Source organism: Pseudomonas frederiksbergensis (assembly GCF_001952935.1).
GTDB lineage: Bacteria > Pseudomonadota > Gammaproteobacteria > Pseudomonadales > Pseudomonadaceae > Aquipseudomonas > Aquipseudomonas frederiksbergensis.
The window spans coordinates 2,450,683-2,468,872 of record NZ_CP018319.1 but is presented as its reverse complement, the minus strand read 5'-3'; the positions used below and the strand labels follow the sequence as shown (position 1 = coordinate 2,468,872).

Below are 18,190 nucleotides of genomic sequence, written 5' to 3'. Positions count from 1 at the left end.
GAGGTAAGGATGCGGTTGATGGGATTGTCGTTGCTCCTGGCACTCACTTCAGGTGAAGCGCTGGCTCAAGCTTGCGTGGTACATAGCACGGCTGCGCGACTCGACGTGAAAGTCTGCCAGCAGAACCGCAACATCCCGGAAAAACTGTTCGCCGACGGTTTCTGCCAGCCGAACCTTCCTGGCCAGAAAGTCGAGGTGCAGTACGTCGATCAATGCCCCACCGGCGCGTTCGGCGTGTGCAGCAACGCCCAAGTCGCCAATATGCCTTACCGGCAGGATATTCACTATTACGGCGTAGCCACGGATGCGGCGTATTTGAAGCCGTTTTGCGAAGCCCAGAGCCAGGGCACCTGGCTCAAGCCGTGAGCCGCTAGCTCAACCAGTCGAGTGTCAGGATCAGCCGCCGCTCACCGGACGCAAGCTGTGGCGAGCGGTGAATAAGGCCGAAGCCTTCGTTCCCATGCCATTTCTCGCCTTTGAGCAGCGCGACTGCGCCGCTGGCGATCTGCTCGATCAGCGGCCCGTCCTGGGGTTCGGCTTCGGGCTTGCCCAGTTGTCGGCGATCCATCGCACCTTCCTTCAGCCACTGGCTGCCGATCCCGCAATACGTGGTGATCAGCCGCACCGGCACGTGATCGACGTGGAAACGCGGGCACATGGCCTTGTCCAGGACCCGCAGGCGCAGGCCGACACGCTTGGCGCCCAGCAAACAGGCGAATGCACTGACCAGCCAGGAGATGTCGGCGATGAAACCTTCGTAACCTTCGAGATCGCTGAAACCTGAGGCCAATCCGTGAAGATTGGGTTCGGTGTCATCGCTGGGCAGCTCCAGGACCAGCGACTCGGCCAACGGCTCATTCAGTGACAGCAGCAAACGCCCGAAATCAGCGATGTGCGCCGGCAATTGGCGCTGCCAAACGGCTAGGTTAACGCCGTCATCCAGGATTTTGGCCAGCGTTCGCGGCGCCTCACCTTGAACCTGATAAATGATCGGCCGTAGCTTCAGACTGGGTGCCAACATCAGGCTGCCTCCTCGTCGTGCCACGGGCCAAATGGATCTGCCAGCAATCGCCAGCCCTCGACGCCTAACGCCATTTCATCGTCGGTCAGCAGGCAATTGTCGAGTTCGTCGGTGAGTTGCGCGAAGTCCATGTTCTGGCCGATGAACACCAGTTCCTGGCGGCAATCGCCAGTGGTTGCGGTCCAGTTTTCCATGATCCCGGCGGTGCTTTCTTCGTCCTGCGGCCACTGGGTTTTTGGCACAAAACGCCACCAGCGCCCGGCGAAACCATGGCGCATCAATCCGCCGGCCTGGGACCAGCTACCGGCGTCCATGTGCTTGCTGGCCAGCCAGAAGAACCCCTTGGAACGCAGCAGTTTGCCGTTCACCCACGGGCGGTCGATGAACCTGTAAAAGCGCTGCGGATGAAACGGTCGGCGTGCTCGGTAGGCTGTCGAGGCGATGCCGTATTCCTCGGTTTCGGGCACGTGTTCGCCACGCAACTCCTGTAGCCAGCCTGGTGCCTGGGCGGCCTTTTCGAAGTCGAAACGACCGGTATTGAGGATTTTCTTCAGCGGCACTTCACCCATGACCATCGGAATGATTTCGGCCTGGGCATTGAGCCGTTCGAGGATCGCGATCAACTCTTGGCGTTCGCTGCTGCTGATCAAGTCGATCTTGCTGATCAGAATCACGTCGGCGAATTCGATCTGCTCGATCAACAGGTCGGTGATCGAGCGTTCGTCCTCTTCACCCAAGGTTTCACCACGGGATGCGAGGCTTTCGGCGGCCTGATAGTCGAGCAGGAAGTTCATGCCATCGACCACGGTGACCATGGTGTCGAGCCGGGCGATGTCGGCCAGGCTCTGTCCTTCTTCATCGCGGAAGGTGAAGGTTTCCGCCACGGGCAGCGGCTCGGAAATGCCGGTGGACTCGATCAATAAATAATCAAAGCGACCCTCTTTGGCGAGTTTGCTCACCTCTTCCAGCAAGTCTTCGCGCAAGGTGCAGCAGATGCAGCCATTGCTCATCTCCACCAGTTTTTCTTCGGCACGATTGAGGGTGACATCGCGCTGGACCTCGCCGCCATCGATGTTGATTTCGCTCATATCATTGACGATCACAGCGACGCGCAGGTTGTCGCGATTGCGCAGCACGTAGTTGAGCAGCGTGCTTTTGCCAGCGCCGAGAAAGCCCGACAGGACGGTTACGGGGAGACGATTGGGCATCAGGTATTCCTCACAGAGATGCCCGGTCGCAGTGTCGGGCTTACCTGATGTTATAGTATAACAACACAATCAAGCCACTCTCCTCTTGCCCACGATGACAAAGGGCACGCTGGCCAGGATCAAGTTGAACAAGTGACGTCTGTGCATGATGAAAGCTTGTTCATGAAAAAGGCGTGGTCGATTTCAATGTAATAACATAACATTGGCGTTTGACTCTCACGACGGACCTGCTCATGAATGCGCTGACTCTGCCGGATATTGCCGCGCAGGCATCACGCCAAGCCCTGCCACTCGACTGGGTAGGCATGTGCGGCATTGCTCTTCCTGTTTTGTTCGATGGCCAACGATTGAGCGCAATGGCCGACGCCGGCGTTAGCCTCGACGATGGCGAGGCGCGCGGGATTCATATGTCGCGGCTGTACTTGGCGCTGGAAATGCTCGAGCAAGAAAACCTGACACCCGCTTTGTTGCGGCAAGTGTTGCAGCGTTTTCTCGAGACTCATGAAGGACTGTCCAACAGCGCGTACATAAAAATCCACACTGATTTACTGCTCAAAAGACCAGCGCTGGTTAGCCCATTGGCCGGCTGGAAAACTTATCCAGTGAGCATCGAAGCTCGTTTGAAAAACGCGATGTTCCACGTGGAACTAAAAATCGACGTGCCTTATTCCTCGACTTGTCCGTGTTCGGCCGCGCTTTCCCGGCAGCTGATTCAGCAGCAATTCGTCGATGACTTCGCCAACAAGCCGCTGCAACATGCCGATGTTTTGTCTTGGCTTGGCTCGACAAAAGGCATCGTCGCAACGCCTCACAGCCAACGGAGCACTGCGAGATTGCGGCTTCGACTGGACGACTATCTGGATGACTTGCCGCTGATCGCGATCATCAACGACGCCGAAGCGGCTCTCGGCACCGCCGTGCAAACCGCTGTAAAACGCGCCGATGAACAAGCCTTCGCGCTGGCCAACGGTCAGAACCTGATGTTCTGCGAAGACGCCGCACGACGTTTGAACCTGGCCTTGAAACGCGCCCCCGGCATCAACGCCTTCCACATACGAGTCGTCCACGCGGAAAGCCTCCACGCCCACGATGCGGTCGCCGAAAGCCGCTGGAATTGGGAGGCCGCATGATTCATTGCCAAGCCTTGCGTTGGGGTGCACCCGGCCAGCCACTGACTCCGCCCGTGGATTTCGAACTGGCCAAAGGAAGCCTGACCGCGGTCATCGGTGCCAATGGTTCGGGTAAAAGCAGCCTGCTGAAAGTCATCGCCGGCTTGCAAAAACCGCTGACCGGCAAAGTCATCCTGGATGTTCCACGCAAGGGAAGCCTCTCGTTCCTGCCCCAGCAACAACACCTGGACCGGCAATTCCCCATCAGCTTGCAAGAGTTAGTCGCCGCCGGTTTCTGGGGTAGCACGCAGACTCCCGAGATACGCAGACAACGCCTCAAAGCCGTGCTGGAAAACTGGTGTCTGAGCGGACTGGAACAACGCCCATTGATGGCCTTGTCCGGCGGTGAATTACAACGTGCCCTGCTCGCCCGTTTGAGCCTCGCCGACGCTCCATTGCTATTGCTCGACGAACCCCACGCAGCCCTCGACGAGCTCGGTCAGGCACTGCTCTGGAAACACATTCACGCCTGGCATGCCGAAGGCCGAACCCAGTTGATCGTGTGCCATGACCTGGCCGCCGTTCGCCAACACATCCCTGAAACGTTGCTGATCAAAAGTTCCGGCTGCGTCCTCGGATCGAGCGTTGATCTGATCCACCAACAACCCCATACGCGGGTGGCCTGATGCTCGCGGCCTCTCATCTTTGGCAACCGTTCCACGAGTTCGTGTTCATGCGGCGAGCGCTTCTCGGCGGGTTGGTCCTGGCATGCAGCACCGCACCGTTGGGCGTGTTTTTGATCCTGCGACGCATGAGTCTGATCGGCGACGCGGTGGCTCACGGCATTCTGCCGGGTGCGGCGTTGGGCTTCTGGTTTGCCGGATTGAGTCTGCCGGCGCTGACCATCGGCGGCCTCGGTGCCGGTCTCGGCATGGCCGGACTCGCTGCCTGGATCACCCGTCGCACCGGCCTGCGGGAAGACGCCAGCCTCGCCGCGATCTACCCGATTTCCCTGGCCTGCGGTGTGCTGATCCTCGGCATCGCCGGTAAACGTCTGGACCTGTTGCACCTGTTGTTTGGGTCGGCGCTGGCCGTCGATGGCCCGACGTTGACCGGCATGGTATGGGTCTCGGCATTCAGCCTGATCGCCATGGCCTTCATCTATAAACCGCTGTTGCTGGACACCCTCGATCCACTCTTTCTGCAAACCGTCAGTCGACTCGGCCCCTTTGCTCATGGCGTATTTCTGACCCTGGTGGTGCTGAACCTGGTCATCGGTTTTCAAGCCATCGGCGCGCTGATGGTGGTCGGTTTGATGATGTTGCCCGCCGCCGCGTCGCGCTTCTGGAGTCGTCGCTTGCCGACATTAATCGCCATCGCCGCCCTGCTCGGCTGCCTCTCGGTGTGGCTCGGACTGTTGCTGTCGTTCTACTTCTCGCTGCCCAGTGGCCCGGCGATCGTCCTGGTGGCCGGCGGCTTGTATTTGCTGTCCGTGGTGTTCGGACCGGTGCACGGTTTGCTGCGCCGCCCGCCTTTGTTCACATCCCAATGAGGTGTTACCCGATGCGCGCTTTACTCGTGCTGTTCAGTTTGTTGCTGTCGATGTCGTTGTCTGCGGCGGAAAAACTTCAGGTAGTCACCAGTTTCAGCATCCTCGCCGACATGACCCATCAAGTCGGCGGCGACCATATCCAGATCACCAACATGGTCGGCCCTGATGCCGATGCTCACACGTACGAGCCGACACCGGACGACGCCAAGGCGTTGCTCAAAGCCAAGCTCATCATCAAAAACGGCTTGGGTTTCGAGCCATGGCTGGACCGCCTGGTGACCAGCACCGAGACCCAAGCGCCAGTGATCAGCGCGAGCCGCGGCGTGATCCCGCGCGCCCTGGATGAAGATGGCGAGACGACTCCCGACCCGCATGCCTGGCACAATCTGGCGAACGCTGAGCTGTATATCGGCAACATCACCAAGGCGCTGACCGCCGCCGACCCGACGAATAAAGCCGACTACGAACGCAACAGCCAGGCTTACCTGAAAAAGGTCTACGCGCTGCTTGCCGAAGCCAAGGCCAAACTCGGCTCGCTGCCACCGGGCAATCGCAATATCGTGACGTCCCATGACGCCTTCGGTTACCTCGGTCAGGCTTACGGCATCGACTTCATGGCGCCTCAAGGCCTGTCCACTGAACGTGAACCGTCAGCCGCCGAAGTCGCTGCACTGATCACCCAGATTCGCCAGGCCAAGGTCAAAGCGGTGTTCATGGAAAACATCAAGGATGCCCGCCTGCTCAAGCAGATTGCCGATGAAAGCGGCGCGCACATCGGTGGCACGTTGTACTCCGATGCGCTCGCAGCTAACGGGCCGGCCAGCACCTTCATCGGGTTGTTCGAGTACAACCTCAACACCTTGTACAACGCGTTGGGCAAGCCATGATCCGCAAGAACCCTTCCGGTGATTTGCCGCTGATCGCGGAATCTGCCTACGTGGATAAAACCGCCATCATCTGCGGCAAAGTGGTAATCGGTGAGAACGTCTTCGTCGGTCCTTACGCGGTGATTCGGGCCGACGAAGTGGATGCCTCGGGCGAGATGGAGCCGATCACCATCGGCGCCAACTCGAACATCCAGGATGGCGTGGTGATCCACTCCAAGTCCGGGGCGGCAGTGACCATCGGCGAATTCAGTTCCATTGCCCACCGCTCGATCGTTCATGGTCCGTGCAAGGTTGGCGACCGGGTGTTTATCGGGTTCAACAGCGTGCTGTTCAACTGCGTAGTGGGTGACGGTTGCGTGGTGCGGCACAACTCGGTGGTCGACGGTCGCGACTTGCCCGAAGACTTCTATGTGCCCTCCACCACCCGCATCGGCCCGAAGACAGATCTGTCGCAGTTCCCACCGGTGAGCGTCAGCGCCTCGGAGTTTTCCGAGGACGTGGCGCGCACCAACGTCGATCTGGTGCGCGGCTACAAAGCCCTGCAGAACGAGTTCTGACCATGAGCAGTGTGCTGATTCGCAATGCCCGGCTGGTGAACGAAGGCCGGGAGTTTGACGGTGATCTGTTGGTGAGCAACGGGCGAATCGTGAAGATCGCCAGCAGCATCCACGGTGAAAATGCCGACGTGGAAATCGATGCACAAGGGCAATGGCTGCTGCCCGGAATGATCGACGACCAAGTGCATTTCCGCGATCCAGGCTCGCCGGACAAGGGCAGCTTCTACAGCGAATCCCGGGCTGCGGTGGCCGGTGGCATCACCAGCTTCATGGACATGCCCAACACCCATCCGGCGACTCTGACCCTCAGCGCACTGGCCGACAAAAAGCGCCGAGCGGCAACTAACTCCGTCGCCAATTACGGCTTTCATTTCGGCGTGAGCAACGACAATCTCGACACCGTCGCCAGGCTCAATCCTTGTGAAGTAGCGGGCGTCAAAGTGTTCATGGGCGCCTCCACCGGCAACATGCTGGTCGATGACCCACAGATTCTCGAGCGATTATTCGCCGAGGTCCCGACCCTTTTGTTGGCCCACTGCGAACACACGCCCAGCATCGACGCCAATGCCGCGAACCTGCGTGACTTGTTCGGCGAACACCTTCCAGCGGCGGCCCACCCGCTGATCCGTAACGCCGAGGCCTGCTTTCGCTCCTCCTCAATGGCGGTAGACCTGGCCAGGCGTCACGGCACCCGACTGCATGTTCTGCACCTGACCACTGCCCGCGAACTGGCGTTGTTTGAAGACAAGCCGCTGGCCCAGAAACGCATCACCGCCGAAGTCTGTCTGCACCATTTGTTGTTCGATGATCGGGATTACCCGAGCCTCGGCAACCTGATCAAGTGCAACCCGGCGATCAAAACCCAGGCCGACCGCGATGCCTTGCGCGAAGCATTGCTGAGCCATCGCCTCGACGTGATTGGCAGCGATCACGCGCCTCACACCTGGGCCGAGAAACAGCGGCCGTACAGCCAGGCGCCTTCCGGTTTGCCATTGGTGCAGCACGCCCTGCCCGCCCTGCTGGAATTGGTCGCGGATGAGGTTGTGCCGATCACTACGCTCGTCGCAAAAACCAGTCACCGGGTTGCCGATCTGTTCGCCATTCCCGACCGCGGTTATCTGCGCGAAGGCTATTGGGCTGACCTCGTAATGATCAAACCCGAACCCGGCGGCGTCGCCGTTTCCCAGCAGCCGATCCTGTCTCAATGCGGCTGGACACCTTTTGCCCGACAGCGTTTTCGCCACAGCGTCAGCACCACGATCGTGTCGGGGCAAATTGCCTGGCACGACCAACGTCTTAATGACAACTGTCAGGGTTTACCACTACGGTTTATGCGCTAGCACTCGGGAGCACCGTCATGATCCACATTACCCTGAGCGATGGTTCACTGCGTGAATACGACCAGCCACTGTCGGTGTACGAGCTCGCCGCAAGTATCGGACCGGGACTGGCGAAAGCGGCGGTAGCCGGCCGGGTAGACGGCATCCTGGTGGACTGTGAGTACATGATCGAAACCGATGCCCGGGTCAGCATCGTCACGCCTCAAGAGCCCGACGGGCTGGAGATCCTGCGACGCTCCTGTGTACTGATGCTGGCCATGGCCGTGAAACAACTCCATCCCCAGGTGCAATTGCACGCTGGAACGGCGCTAGGCGACGGGTTCTTTCATGAGTTATCTGCCGAGCAACCCTTAACGCAAACAGACCTGCCACTAATCGAAGCCCGTATGCAGACGCTGGCGGCGACCAATCACTCGATTCGCCGTCAAGAAAAGACGCCGCTGTACCGCCTGGGGAACGTCGAATCTACGACTGCCGACCCGCATGTTCCCGCGACCAGAGTGCTGCAAGCGTTCACCCTCGATCACATCAGCAGTACGTTGCCGCAACGAATTTACGGTACGTGCTGGTCCTGCCAACAAGAGCTTGATAACTGGCGGACACCGCCACACGTCATGATCGTCAGCATGGACCAACGTCAGGCGGATTACGCGCAGTCGGTAACCGAGGCATTGCGCAGAAGTGGCGTGCGCGCCCGTGCGGACCTGCGTCACGAGAAAGTCCGCCAAAAAATTCGCGAGCACAGTCGGCACGTGCCGTATCTGCTGGTGATCGGGGAGAAAGAAAAAGTAGGTAAGTTTGTCAGTGTGCGCAGTCGCGCTGGAGAGGATTTCGGAAGGATGAGCGTTGAGACGGTGTGTGAGTGGTTGAATCAGGCCCGCTCCCACACGGTCGTGTAGGGCGCGGGCCTGCTGACGAGTTTTTAAGCTCTCGGCTTGACGGTCCCGCAATCCTGCCCCAACCACACGGCGCGGCTTTCGAGGCTACCCTTCTGCTGAATACCGGTAGCGTTGAACGTGCCGTTAACCTTGGTAGTGAACTCACGATCGCTAAGGAAAGTGGCGACGCCAGCGCCCTGCGCTTTCGGACAGCTGAAGCGGAATTTCCACTGATTGCCGGTGCGGTCGGTGATTTCCTGCTTGCAGCCCGACTGCGGATCGGTCAGCGGAATGTCGTCGGTCTTTACCTGTTCCGGCGTCAAGCACGCCCGAATCCCTTTACCGCCCATGGTGATGCCCTGTTTTTCGAGCTGCGCGCGCTGCTGAGGGGTCATCTGGCTCTGTATCTGGCCAAGGATCAGCTGCAAATCCGGGAGGTTCTGGTCATCGACCTTCATGTTGCTTGTGGTCATTTCCCACAAACCGGGCTGCAACATCTGCGCCTGAGCGGCCACAGGAAGTGACAAACCAACAGCCATGGCCAAACCCAGCAGACGAACGTTCATCGAGTAACTCCTGATCAGTTGTGGCCGTTAGACGTCAGCCAGTGGCTTCGGTTCATGGGCCAATTAAATAGCGACATTCTGCACGGAACATGGTCTGTTAAGCATTGAATCTTCAGGAGCAAGGCATGCCCCATGGATTACTTTGGACCGCATATTTTCGGCTACATGATTGCACTGCTTCACACGCTGGGCCTGGTCGCTGCCCTCCACGCCGTGCTCACCGTCCGGACCGCCCAGGGATCAATCGCCTGGGCCCTGTCGTTGGTATTTATTCCTTACCTCACGCTCATCCCCTATCTGGTCTTCGGCCGCAGTACCTTCGATGGCTACATCAAGGCCCGGCGCCAGGCCAACGAAGAAATGCGCAAGGCGATCTCCGAGCTCAACTGGCGTCCTTGGGTTGAAGAGGCGCTGACCGCTCGCGCCTCAAGTGCCTACGCGTCCTTGAGGGCCATGCCGAAACTGGGACGGATGCCGTGCCTGGCGAACAACGAAGTGCGATTGCTGATCGACGGCCAGGCCACCTTCAACGCCATATTTGAAGCCATCAGCAACGCGAGGGAAGCGGTACTGATTCAGTTTTTCATCATCCACGACGATCGCCTCGGGCAACGCCTGCAAACCTTGCTGCTGAAGAAAGCCGCCGAAGGCGTGGCGGTTTATTTGTTGTACGACCGCATCGGCAGCCATTCCCTGCCTCACAGTTACGTGCAGCCACTGCGCGATGCTGGCGTCGAGGTTAAAGCCTTCGCCACCCGCAGCGGCTGGCTCAACCGCTTCCAGGTCAACTTCCGCAACCACCGCAAAATTGTGGTGGTCGATGGCGTTCTGGGTTTCGTCGGTGGGCACAACGTCGGCGACGAATACATGGGCGAGAAACCTCCGCTGGCACCGTGGCGCGATACCCATGTGCAAGTCCGCGGGCCAGTGGTGGCCTGCATGCAGGAATCTTTTGCCGAAGACTGGTTTTGGGCTGCCCGCTCATTGCCGCCGCTGATTTTGCCGGACGTTTACCCGGACGATGGCGTGCTCTGCCAATTGCTCGCCAGCGGGCCGGCGGATTCCTACGAAACCTGTTCGTTATTCTTCGTCGAAGCCATCCACGCCGCCACCGAACGGGTGTGGATCACCAGCCCCTATTTCATCCCTGACGAAGCGGTATTTGCAGCATTGAGGCTGGCGGTACTGCGCGGTGTTGATGTGCGGCTGCTCCTGCCTTCACGGCCCGATCACCACATCGTCTATGCGGCCTCCAGCCTTTATGCCTTCGAAGCCGTGCGCGCCGGTGTGCGGGTGTTCCGCTACGAGCCGGGCTTCCTGCATCAGAAAGTGGTGTTGATCGACAGCGAAATCAGCGCCATTGGCAGTGCCAATCTGGACAACCGCTCGTTCCGGCTGAATTTTGAAGTGATGTTGTTGACGGTCGACAGCGCGTTTGCCGCCGAAGTAGAACAGATGCTCAACGATGACTTCGCTCAGGCTCACGAGATCGCCAAAGAAGAAAGCCGGGAGACCCGCCGCCTGCAACAAATCGGCATGCGGGTCGCCCGGCTTATTTCCCCGATCCTTTAAGGGTTGTAGATATCGTCTCGCGTCCATGGCAGTTCATGGCTGCCATCGGGGTGGGTTTTTACCGCGAGAATCTGGTGCAGATTGATCCAGCCCTTGGCGAATGCGTAGGCGCATCCCGCCAGGTACAGCCGCCAGATCCGCAACGCCTGCTCTGGCACCAGCCTGGAAGCCGCTTCCAGATTGTCTTCCAGGCGTTCGCTCCAATGGTCCAGCGTACGCGCGTAATGCAGGCGCAGACTTTCGACGTCGACAATCTCCAGCCCTGCTTCGCTGATCTCGGCAGAGATCATCGACAGGTGCGGCAGCTCGCCATTAGGGAACACATACTTCTCGATGAATTCGCCGGCACCGCGCCCCACCGGACGACCGTCGATGTGTTTGGCGGTGATCCCGTGGTTCATCACCAGGCCACCCTCCTTCACCGCGCCGAACAAGGTCTTGCAATACTTGGCCAGATTGGCGTGGCCGACGTGTTCGAACATGCCGACACTGACCACTTTGTCGAAGCGCCCGTCCTGAGGCAGGTCACGGTAGTCCAACAGTTGCAGTTCGATCAGGTCGTCCAGGCCTTCGGCGGTCACCCGTTCACGGGCGAGTTCCAGTTGCGCTTTACTGAGCGTGATCCCGAATACCTTCGCGCCAAACTCCCGGGCGGCATAGCGTGCCAGCCCGCCCCAACCGCAGCCGACATCCAGCAGATATTCCCCCGGTTGCAGCCGCAGCTTGCGGCACAGGTGGCGGAATTTGGCTTGCTGGGCTTGTTCCAGCGTTTCGCTGCCGGTCTCGAAATAGGCGCAGGAATACGCCATGTCACTGTCGAGCCATAGCTGATAAAACGCGTTGGATAGGTCGTAGTGGTAGGAAATCGCCTTGGCGTCGGTTTCCTTGTCGTGGACAGTGCGCACCGGCTGACTGTCGTCGTCCTCGCTCAGCAACGCCTGGCTCCATTCATCGCAGACGCGGATCACATCGCTGATGGAGCCTTCCAGCTCAAGTTTACCTTCGACAAACGCCGCTCCGAGCGCGTCCAGGCTTGGGTGAGTGAACTGGGTAACCATTTGTGGGTCCTTGACCACAATAGTGACGCTGGGCGTCGGCCCCAGATTGAATTCATGGCCGTCCCAGAGTCGCAGGCGTAGCGGTAGCTGCAGATTCTGTAAGGCCGGAGGAAGGTGCGCGAGCATGGAGAGTCCCTCTAGTTTCAGACGTCTGATGTGAGGGTAGACCATCCTTGAAAAATAGCTGGCTATCGAATTGATCGCCCTTTTTCCATGATTCGTAACGCTCGAACCCACCGTCGCGAATTCACGAAAGTGATTGCCCTCACGTAGATGACTACGAATTCGTCGTACAGTTCTGAAAACTTCAAACCGCCCGTAATCGCGCTATTTAGAGCATTCCCCCGGCGGCCTCAATCTTCATCCTCAAGCTTGAGCAAGGGTTCCTGAAAACGCAGTAAACGCCCGGCGTTCCCCAACACCAGCAGCGTGCTGAAATTGTGCAACAGCGCAGCAATCATCGCACCCGCAGCGCCAAGCCAGCCGAAGGCGGCGAAGGCTACAATCGCCAGCGTCCAGCCCAGACCGATGATCACGTTAACCTGCAAGGTGTGCCGGCATTGGCGACTCAAGCGCACACACGTGCCGAGTCGACGCAGGTCGCTGCCGATCAGGACGATGTCGGCCGAAGCCAGCGCAATGTCCGCCCCGCCTGCGCCCATGGCGACGCCAACCACCCCGGCCTTGAGCGCCAGCGAATCGTTGATCCCGTCTCCCACGACCATCGGCCGGAAGCCGCTGCCGATTTCCTTCAGCACGCGATTGAGTTTGTCCTCGGGCAACGCTTGAGCTTCAACGTCGCTGATCCCGACATTACGCGCCAAGGTGTGTGCGACGCTTTGCCGATCACCTGTCAGCAGCAACTGCCGGCCCAACCCCAATTCACGTAGCTCGCTCAAGGCAAATCGAGCCTCGGGTTTGACGCTGTCGGCCAGCAACAGCCAGGCGAGGAATTCGCCGTTGAGCGCCAGCCCGGCAATCGGGCCATCGTGGTCGGGGACATTTGAAGTGGCGATACCCAATTGCACGAACAACTCCGGACGACCGAGCGCCGCCTCGCCCTGCTCCGTCATCGCCACCATGCCCAACCCCTGACGCTCGTGGATGTCGGAGAGCAGCAGGAAATGTTCCTGGGTGACCAACCCGGCGAGCGCGCGGCTGACCGGATGACTGCTGGCTGAACCGAGGCTGGCAGCGAGTTTAAGGACGTGACTGCGATCCTCGAGCGGACTGTCGATGGATTGCAAACGCAAGGTGCCAAAGGTCAGCGTTCCGGTCTTGTCGACCACCAGTGACGTCAGGTCTGCCAACTCTTCGAGGAACGCGGAGCTGCGAATCAGAATCCCGTGCCGAGCGGCCACCGCCACCCCGGCAATCGCCGTGGCCGGTGCCGACAACACCAGTGCGCAAGGACAGGCCGCCACTAACACGGCGAGCATGGCCTGGGCATCGTTAGTGACGAACCAGGTCACGGCGGCCAGCAGCAACACCAGCACCATGTAGCTGCCGGCGTAGCGCTCCAGCAAACGCGTGATCGGTGGTTTGGAACGCTCGGCACTTTGCATCAGCGCGATGACTTTGCCGAGGGTCGATTCATTGCCGGTGCGAGTCACCTCGATACGCAGCAGACCGTCGAGGTTGATCGCGCCGCCGAAGACTTGCATGCCGACGCCCGCCTCCATCGGCACCGATTCGCCAGTAATCGAAGCGGTGTCCAGGCTCGCCTGACCCGACAACACCTGACCATCCGCCGGCACTCGATCACCTGCGCGCACCTCGACCAGATCGCCCGCCTTGAGTGTGCCGTTATCGACTTCGACGATAGAGCCGTCGGCCTGAACTTTGCGCGCGTGGCTGCGCGTCAGTTTGCCGAGGGCGCGAATCGCCTCCTGCGAGCCGATCACGCTGCGCTCTTCCAGTACGTGACCGAAGATCATGATGATCGGCAGCAACGCCGCGGTCAGCAGATCCCCCGTGGCCCACGCCCCGAGCATGGCCAGCGCGATCAATTGATCGGTGATCCCGTGCAGGCTCGGATAACGCAGGCTGTACCAGGCTGAACGCATCACGGGCACCGCGACCAATAACGAAGCAAAGCCCAGCAGCAATTGACTGACGCCCGTCTGCTCCGGCGACAACCAGCGCCAGGTCAGGCCGAGCGCGAGCAGGCCAAGTGCGAGCATGGCCAGGGTCAATTGACGCGCGGCGCTGCGTTGTTCAGCCGAGGACAACATGCTCGGTGCGGCGGCGGTTGGAGTGGTCATTGTGCAGCTCCCTGAATGATCAGGCGGGAATCGTCTTTCGGATTGACCGTGGTCACCGAACCGGCCTGACCGAGAATCTTCGGCATCCGTTCGCGGTAGATGCGCAGCAGCATTTGCGGGTCGGTCCCTTGTTGTTGCGCCTTGGCCAGGCTCAACACCGTGGCCGTGTCCGCCGAGGCTTTGGCCAGCCGTTCGCTCGCTTGGGCGTGAGCGACTTGCAGCGTGCGATCGGCTTGTTCGTTGGCGGTCTGAGTCAGTTTCTCCGCTTCGGTGCGAGCATTGGCCACGGCTTTGTCGGCTTGTTGACTGGCGGTCAGAACAGCGTTGAAAGCGTTGACCGCGGGCCCGGGCAGACTCGATTGCACGTCGACTCGTGCCACTTCAATGCCTAACCCCTGCCCGGTCGCGGTCAGGTCAGCCAGGCGCCGATTGATGCCTTGCACCAGATCACCGCGTAGCCGTTCGCGCCGTTCGGCAGCCTGTTTATCCGCACCGATGAGTTCTGGGCGCGCCACCAGAATGGTGTCCAGATCTCGTGCGGCAGTGAGGGTCACCGCGCTGCGAGTCACCAATCGATCCAATGCCGGCAACACATGTTCGCCTTGCAGGACGAAGGCATAGGGCTCGGTGACTTTGTAGAAAACCCGCACATCCAGTTGCACCACGCCCGCGTCACCGGTCAGCAAATAACCGGAGCCGGCGAGTGCATCGCTGATCGGTGTGGCGAAACTCGCCACTCGGTCTGCCTGCAATGCTGCATCGGTGCGCAACAGGTTTTCCACCCGACGCTCCATCACCCGATCCGCCGCGGGCAACAAAATCACCTGCTCAAACGGACGGGGCCAGGCCAATAGCAGACCCGCATTCTGGATGCGATCCAGTGCGCCGAAGTGCAAAACCACCGCGCGATTTTGCGGATCAATCTGCCGCACATTGGAAAATGCCCACACCAAAGCGGCCAGCACTGTCACGGCGTAAAGGGCCAAAAAAGCCAATCGCCCCGCCTGAATCCAGGGACTGCTTAACTCGTTTGTTCCACGTGGAACTAATTTCATGGCTGCGACCCGGACTTGTTATCGAGGGTCGGCGGACCGTCAACCAACACCCGGAACGGCGCGGCGTCGGTGCGCAGAATCAGTTTGGTGCCAGGCGTGACGATCGTGCCTAGCGTGTCGAGCGAACGCAGCAGGTTGTAGAGCTGAGGAGACCCAGCGTAGGCGCGACCGTAAATTTGTGCGGCTTCGACGCGCGATTGCGCTTCGATATCGGCCGCTTTCACCGTCGCATCGGCTTGTACGATTCGTGCATCACGCTCGGCGGCAGAACGGATTTGCGCCGCTTCGCGCTTGCCGATGGCTGTGCGTTCGGTGGCGATTGTTTCACGCTCGGCACGCATGCGATCGACCGTAGCGGTGAGGGTTACCGACGGCAACGTCAGACGCTCGATGCCGACTTGCAGCACCCGCACGCCATAAGTGGTGAGCAGCTGCTGATCGATTTGCTGACGTAACTGCGCTTCAAAATCAGCGATGTGTACTTGGTTGGCGTCGGTGTTCACCAGGTTAGCCAGATCAAAACTGCTGGCCGTGGTTTCCAAAGCCGACCCCACAAACGTGCGAATTTGCCGCGCCGCTTCGTCCGGCTGGTTCTGTACGGCGCGCATGAAACGTTGCACGTTGTCCGGATCGCCCTGAACCTGCCAGGCCACATACGCCTGAACGATGATGCGCAAACCGTCCCGCGTACCCACATCCTGTAAACCACTCGAGGTCGTGCGCAGTCGCAGATCGACAGGAATCGCCGCTTCAAAAGGAGCAGGCCAACGCCAGCCAAGACCTGGTTCCAGCAATACCCGCGACGGATTACCGAAACGCGTGATCACCGTCGCCTCCCCCGAACGCACTTGCACCAGGCTCGCTGCCGCGATGGCGAACGCCACCAGCAACGCTGCCCAGCCCATTCGCCGCCATGGGAACGGGCCCGCTTCTTGGGGATCACCGTGGTGGTGATGGCCGTGGTGGTGATGGCCGTGGTGATGCCCGCCGTGGCCGTGATCGTGGCCAGTGTGGTCATCGTGATCGTGTGTGTGCGACTGGCTCAATTGGCAGCTCCTGGCTGAGCGTTTTTACGCGCCGGCGCAGGGTCAGCCGGCAGCGTGAAGGTACGGAGGTCGATGGTCGGCGCGTTACTGCTGCCGCCCAGACGATGATCGAGCACCAGCAATTTGGCATTGGCCAAGCCTTGGGACAGTTGACTCAAGTACTGCTCCAGCACGAAGGCCTGGCCGGCGCTGGCGTAGGCTTTTTGCTCGGCGCTGAATTTCAGGTCAGCCGCTTGGGCGGTGGCGTTGATTTCACGTGCGCTGGCCGTCGCTTGATCGCGAGCGATGCTGGCCTGCAATTGCGCCTGATTGGTCGCTTGCGCCGCCGCCCCACGCTCGCGGGAAATCAATGCCTGGGCGCCAATCTGCGCAGCCTGGACGCCGTGATAAGCATTGGCGGCACCGGCCGGCGGATGAATCGCCTCGACCACGGTGGCGAGAATTTCCACGCCGCTGTCGAGTTTGTGCAGGTCAGCCTGTACCGCCCGACCAATCTCTTCGGCGAGCCCTACCCTGTCTTCGCCGAGCAAACCGTCGAGGGTGCGCGAGGCAAAATCGTGGACCAGAATCCGGCTGGCGGTGCTGCGGATCAGCGTCGGGACATCGGCACTGTTGTAGGTCGCCGCCAACGCCGCATGATCGCTCAGGCCGATGCGGTAGACGAAACGCACGTCCATGTTGACGATCTGAAAGCTCTGCTTGTCGGCTCGACTGCTGGCGATAACCTGGGATTTGTCATTCACATGGCTCGCGTCCCACAAGCGATTGGCAATCGCGGGCGCCGGGCCTTCGGCGGGATCGGCCACGACCGGCGCCGGTGTGTCGCCAACACTGGTGGCCAACTCGTGGACCACACCGTTCTCGACACTCAACACTCGACCCAGCGGCCAAGGCAAACCCGCGTGCAAACCAGGACCGAACACCTCCACCGGTTTGCCGAATCGCTCGTAGATGCCTCGCCCTTGCAGGGGGATTTCGTGAATGCCGGTGAGTGACCAACCGACAATTGCCACCACCAGCAGCACCGGAAAAAATGCCCGGCGCATGTAGGTGAGGGCCCAGATCTGCCGCAGATCGATGCCGAAGCGGTTGTGCAATTCATGCTGCAACGCCAACAAGGGTTGCGGCGGCCAGCGCAGCATGTCGGCGACGAAGCTGCGCGCCAACAAGGCAGGTTCGAGTTGCTCGCGCTGCGGACTGAACAACGACAGCAAGGCGCGCAACAGCAGCTCGGCGGCGACCAACCCTGGCAGCAGGCCGATCAGCACCGCCAGACGCACCGGCCAGACCGAGGTTTCGCCACCCAGCAACAGGCACAAAGCGCTGAGCACCAGACAAATGATCGCCACCCGAGTCAGCTGCGCCAACGACGCTGCTTCGGGCCATTGCGCGACGTTTTCCTGTGCCAGCTGTCGCTCCAGCACCAACAAACCGAAGGCCAGCAACAAGGACAGCGCCGCACCGACACTGGCGGACACTCCCAGTGTGGCCGGCGGCAGAGCAAGGTTCCAGACCTGTTCGATGCTCACCAACGTCAACAGCGACCAACCCGCGAGCCACAATGTCGGCGCGCCGATCTGCACCAGCATTCGCAGCCATCGCTGGCTGAGCCGATCCAGCAGCCGTTCGTACCAGCCCACCGGGGCAACGACTTCGTCAGCAACGACGACCTGCACAACCGGGTTCAACGCCCGCGCGCGCCACTGCGTCACCCACCAGGCCGATTGCAAACCGGCGACCAACACCAGCAAACCGGCACTCTGATTGACCAGCAACGCAGGCCACAGAGACTGCGGCGCAAACAACCCGACAAAAAACGCCAGCAACCAACCAATCGCCGCCAGAGCGCCGAGACCGATTGCGAACTGACGCAATCTTCGCCCTTGAAAAACCGCCTGCTGGAAACGCGGCAGCCCGGCTACTTGCGTCCCATCGACATCGAGATCGACTTGCATACCACCCCAGTTATCGTTGCTCATATCGCAATTCGTTACGATATAACGAAAGCCGTGAAATTTCCGTTCTTAAATGCTGCATCTAAAGGGGCTCAACCTGTCGCTTGGCTGAAGCCTTGACC

General features: G+C 60.1%; 17 protein-coding genes. 9 read left to right on the top strand and 8 right to left on the bottom strand.

Annotated features, from left to right (window positions below; translation table 11 throughout):
• Nucleotides 1–9: 9 nt before the first annotated feature.
• A complete protein-coding gene (locus PFAS1_RS11375) occupies nucleotides 10–366 on the top strand; it encodes a hypothetical protein (RefSeq protein WP_008156668.1) in 357 nt (118 codons plus the stop codon).
• Between the two features lie 4 nt (nucleotides 367–370).
• On the opposite strand, the gene PFAS1_RS11370 is transcribed toward PFAS1_RS11375, so the two are convergent.
• A complete protein-coding gene (locus tag PFAS1_RS11370; RefSeq protein ID WP_076029227.1) occupies nucleotides 371–1,021 on the bottom strand; it encodes a DUF1826 domain-containing protein in 651 nt (216 codons plus the stop codon).
• Entirely contained in the window at nucleotides 1,021–2,229 is a 1,209-nt protein-coding gene (gene zigA, locus PFAS1_RS11365) for a zinc metallochaperone GTPase ZigA (RefSeq protein WP_076029226.1), read from the bottom strand. Before zigA ends, PFAS1_RS11370 begins: the two co-directional genes overlap by 1 nt.
• A 233-nt stretch (nucleotides 2,230–2,462) precedes the next feature.
• Between zigA and folE2 the strand changes: the two genes are divergently transcribed.
• Genes folE2 through PFAS1_RS11330 form a run of 7 tightly spaced genes read left to right on the top strand, consistent with a single transcriptional unit; the run spans nucleotide 2,463 to nucleotide 8,573 of the window.
• Nucleotides 2,463–3,359, top strand: coding sequence for a GTP cyclohydrolase FolE2 (folE2, locus tag PFAS1_RS11360; protein WP_076029225.1), 897 nt, complete (start codon nucleotides 2,463–2,465; stop codon nucleotides 3,357–3,359).
• Nucleotides 3,356–4,024, top strand: a complete 669-nt coding sequence (locus PFAS1_RS11355; protein WP_076029224.1) for a metal ABC transporter ATP-binding protein — start codon at nucleotides 3,356–3,358, stop codon at nucleotides 4,022–4,024. The genes folE2 and PFAS1_RS11355 overlap by 4 nt, the downstream gene beginning before the upstream one ends.
• Nucleotides 4,024–4,890, top strand: a complete 867-nt coding sequence (locus tag PFAS1_RS11350; protein ID WP_076029223.1) for a metal ABC transporter permease — start codon at nucleotides 4,024–4,026, stop codon at nucleotides 4,888–4,890. Before PFAS1_RS11355 ends, PFAS1_RS11350 begins: the two co-directional genes overlap by 1 nt.
• 11 nt (nucleotides 4,891–4,901) lie before the next feature.
• Nucleotides 4,902–5,777, top strand: a complete 876-nt coding sequence (locus tag PFAS1_RS11345; protein ID WP_076029222.1) for a metal ABC transporter substrate-binding protein — start codon at nucleotides 4,902–4,904, stop codon at nucleotides 5,775–5,777.
• On the top strand, nucleotides 5,774–6,334 hold the full coding sequence (locus PFAS1_RS11340; protein WP_076029221.1) for a gamma carbonic anhydrase family protein: 561 nt from the start codon (nucleotides 5,774–5,776) through the stop codon (nucleotides 6,332–6,334). Before PFAS1_RS11345 ends, PFAS1_RS11340 begins: the two co-directional genes overlap by 4 nt.
• A gap of 2 nt (nucleotides 6,335–6,336) precedes the next feature.
• A complete protein-coding gene (locus tag PFAS1_RS11335; protein ID WP_076029220.1) occupies nucleotides 6,337–7,674 on the top strand; it encodes a dihydroorotase in 1,338 nt (445 codons plus the stop codon).
• A 17-nt stretch (nucleotides 7,675–7,691) separates the two neighbouring features.
• Nucleotides 7,692–8,573, top strand: a complete 882-nt coding sequence (locus PFAS1_RS11330; protein ID WP_076029219.1) for a His/Gly/Thr/Pro-type tRNA ligase C-terminal domain-containing protein — start codon at nucleotides 7,692–7,694, stop codon at nucleotides 8,571–8,573.
• Between the two features lie 23 nt (nucleotides 8,574–8,596).
• Here PFAS1_RS11330 and PFAS1_RS11325 read toward each other — a convergent pair whose 3' ends face one another.
• Nucleotides 8,597–9,118, bottom strand: a complete 522-nt coding sequence (locus PFAS1_RS11325) for a DUF3617 domain-containing protein (protein ID WP_074872171.1) — start codon at nucleotides 9,116–9,118, stop codon at nucleotides 8,597–8,599.
• A gap of 132 nt (nucleotides 9,119–9,250) precedes the next feature.
• On the opposite strand from PFAS1_RS11325, the gene cls reads away from it, so the two are divergent.
• Nucleotides 9,251–10,690, top strand: a complete 1,440-nt coding sequence (gene cls / locus PFAS1_RS11320; protein ID WP_076029218.1) for a cardiolipin synthase — start codon at nucleotides 9,251–9,253, stop codon at nucleotides 10,688–10,690.
• On the opposite strand, the gene cfaB is transcribed toward cls, so the two are convergent.
• From cfaB to hflK (PFAS1_RS11295), 5 genes are all read right to left on the bottom strand, one after another.
• Nucleotides 10,687–11,874 carry a C17 cyclopropane fatty acid synthase CfaB gene (cfaB, locus tag PFAS1_RS11315; protein WP_076029217.1) on the bottom strand — a complete coding sequence of 396 codons (1,188 nt, stop codon included), beginning with the start codon at nucleotides 11,872–11,874 and terminating at the stop codon, nucleotides 10,687–10,689. The two genes, cls and cfaB, sit on opposite strands and share 4 nt — an antisense overlap.
• A 227-nt stretch (nucleotides 11,875–12,101) precedes the next feature.
• Nucleotides 12,102–14,012 carry a cation-translocating P-type ATPase gene (locus PFAS1_RS11310; protein WP_076029216.1) on the bottom strand — a complete coding sequence of 637 codons (1,911 nt, stop codon included), beginning with the start codon at nucleotides 14,010–14,012 and terminating at the stop codon, nucleotides 12,102–12,104.
• Entirely contained in the window at nucleotides 14,009–15,067 is a 1,059-nt protein-coding gene (hflK, locus tag PFAS1_RS11305; RefSeq protein WP_074872180.1) for a protease modulator HflK, read from the bottom strand. The genes PFAS1_RS11310 and hflK (PFAS1_RS11305) overlap by 4 nt, the downstream gene beginning before the upstream one ends.
• Nucleotides 15,064–16,113 carry a protease modulator HflC gene (gene hflC / locus PFAS1_RS11300; RefSeq protein ID WP_076029215.1) on the bottom strand — a complete coding sequence of 350 codons (1,050 nt, stop codon included), beginning with the start codon at nucleotides 16,111–16,113 and terminating at the stop codon, nucleotides 15,064–15,066. Before hflC ends, hflK (PFAS1_RS11305) begins: the two co-directional genes overlap by 4 nt.
• The gene (gene hflK, locus PFAS1_RS11295; RefSeq protein ID WP_076031522.1) at nucleotides 16,110–18,068 is read right to left on the bottom strand and encodes a protease modulator HflK; all 1,959 of its coding nucleotides are present in this window, start codon (nucleotides 18,066–18,068) and stop codon (nucleotides 16,110–16,112) included. Before hflK (PFAS1_RS11295) ends, hflC begins: the two co-directional genes overlap by 4 nt.
• Nucleotides 18,069–18,190 lie beyond the last annotated feature (122 nt).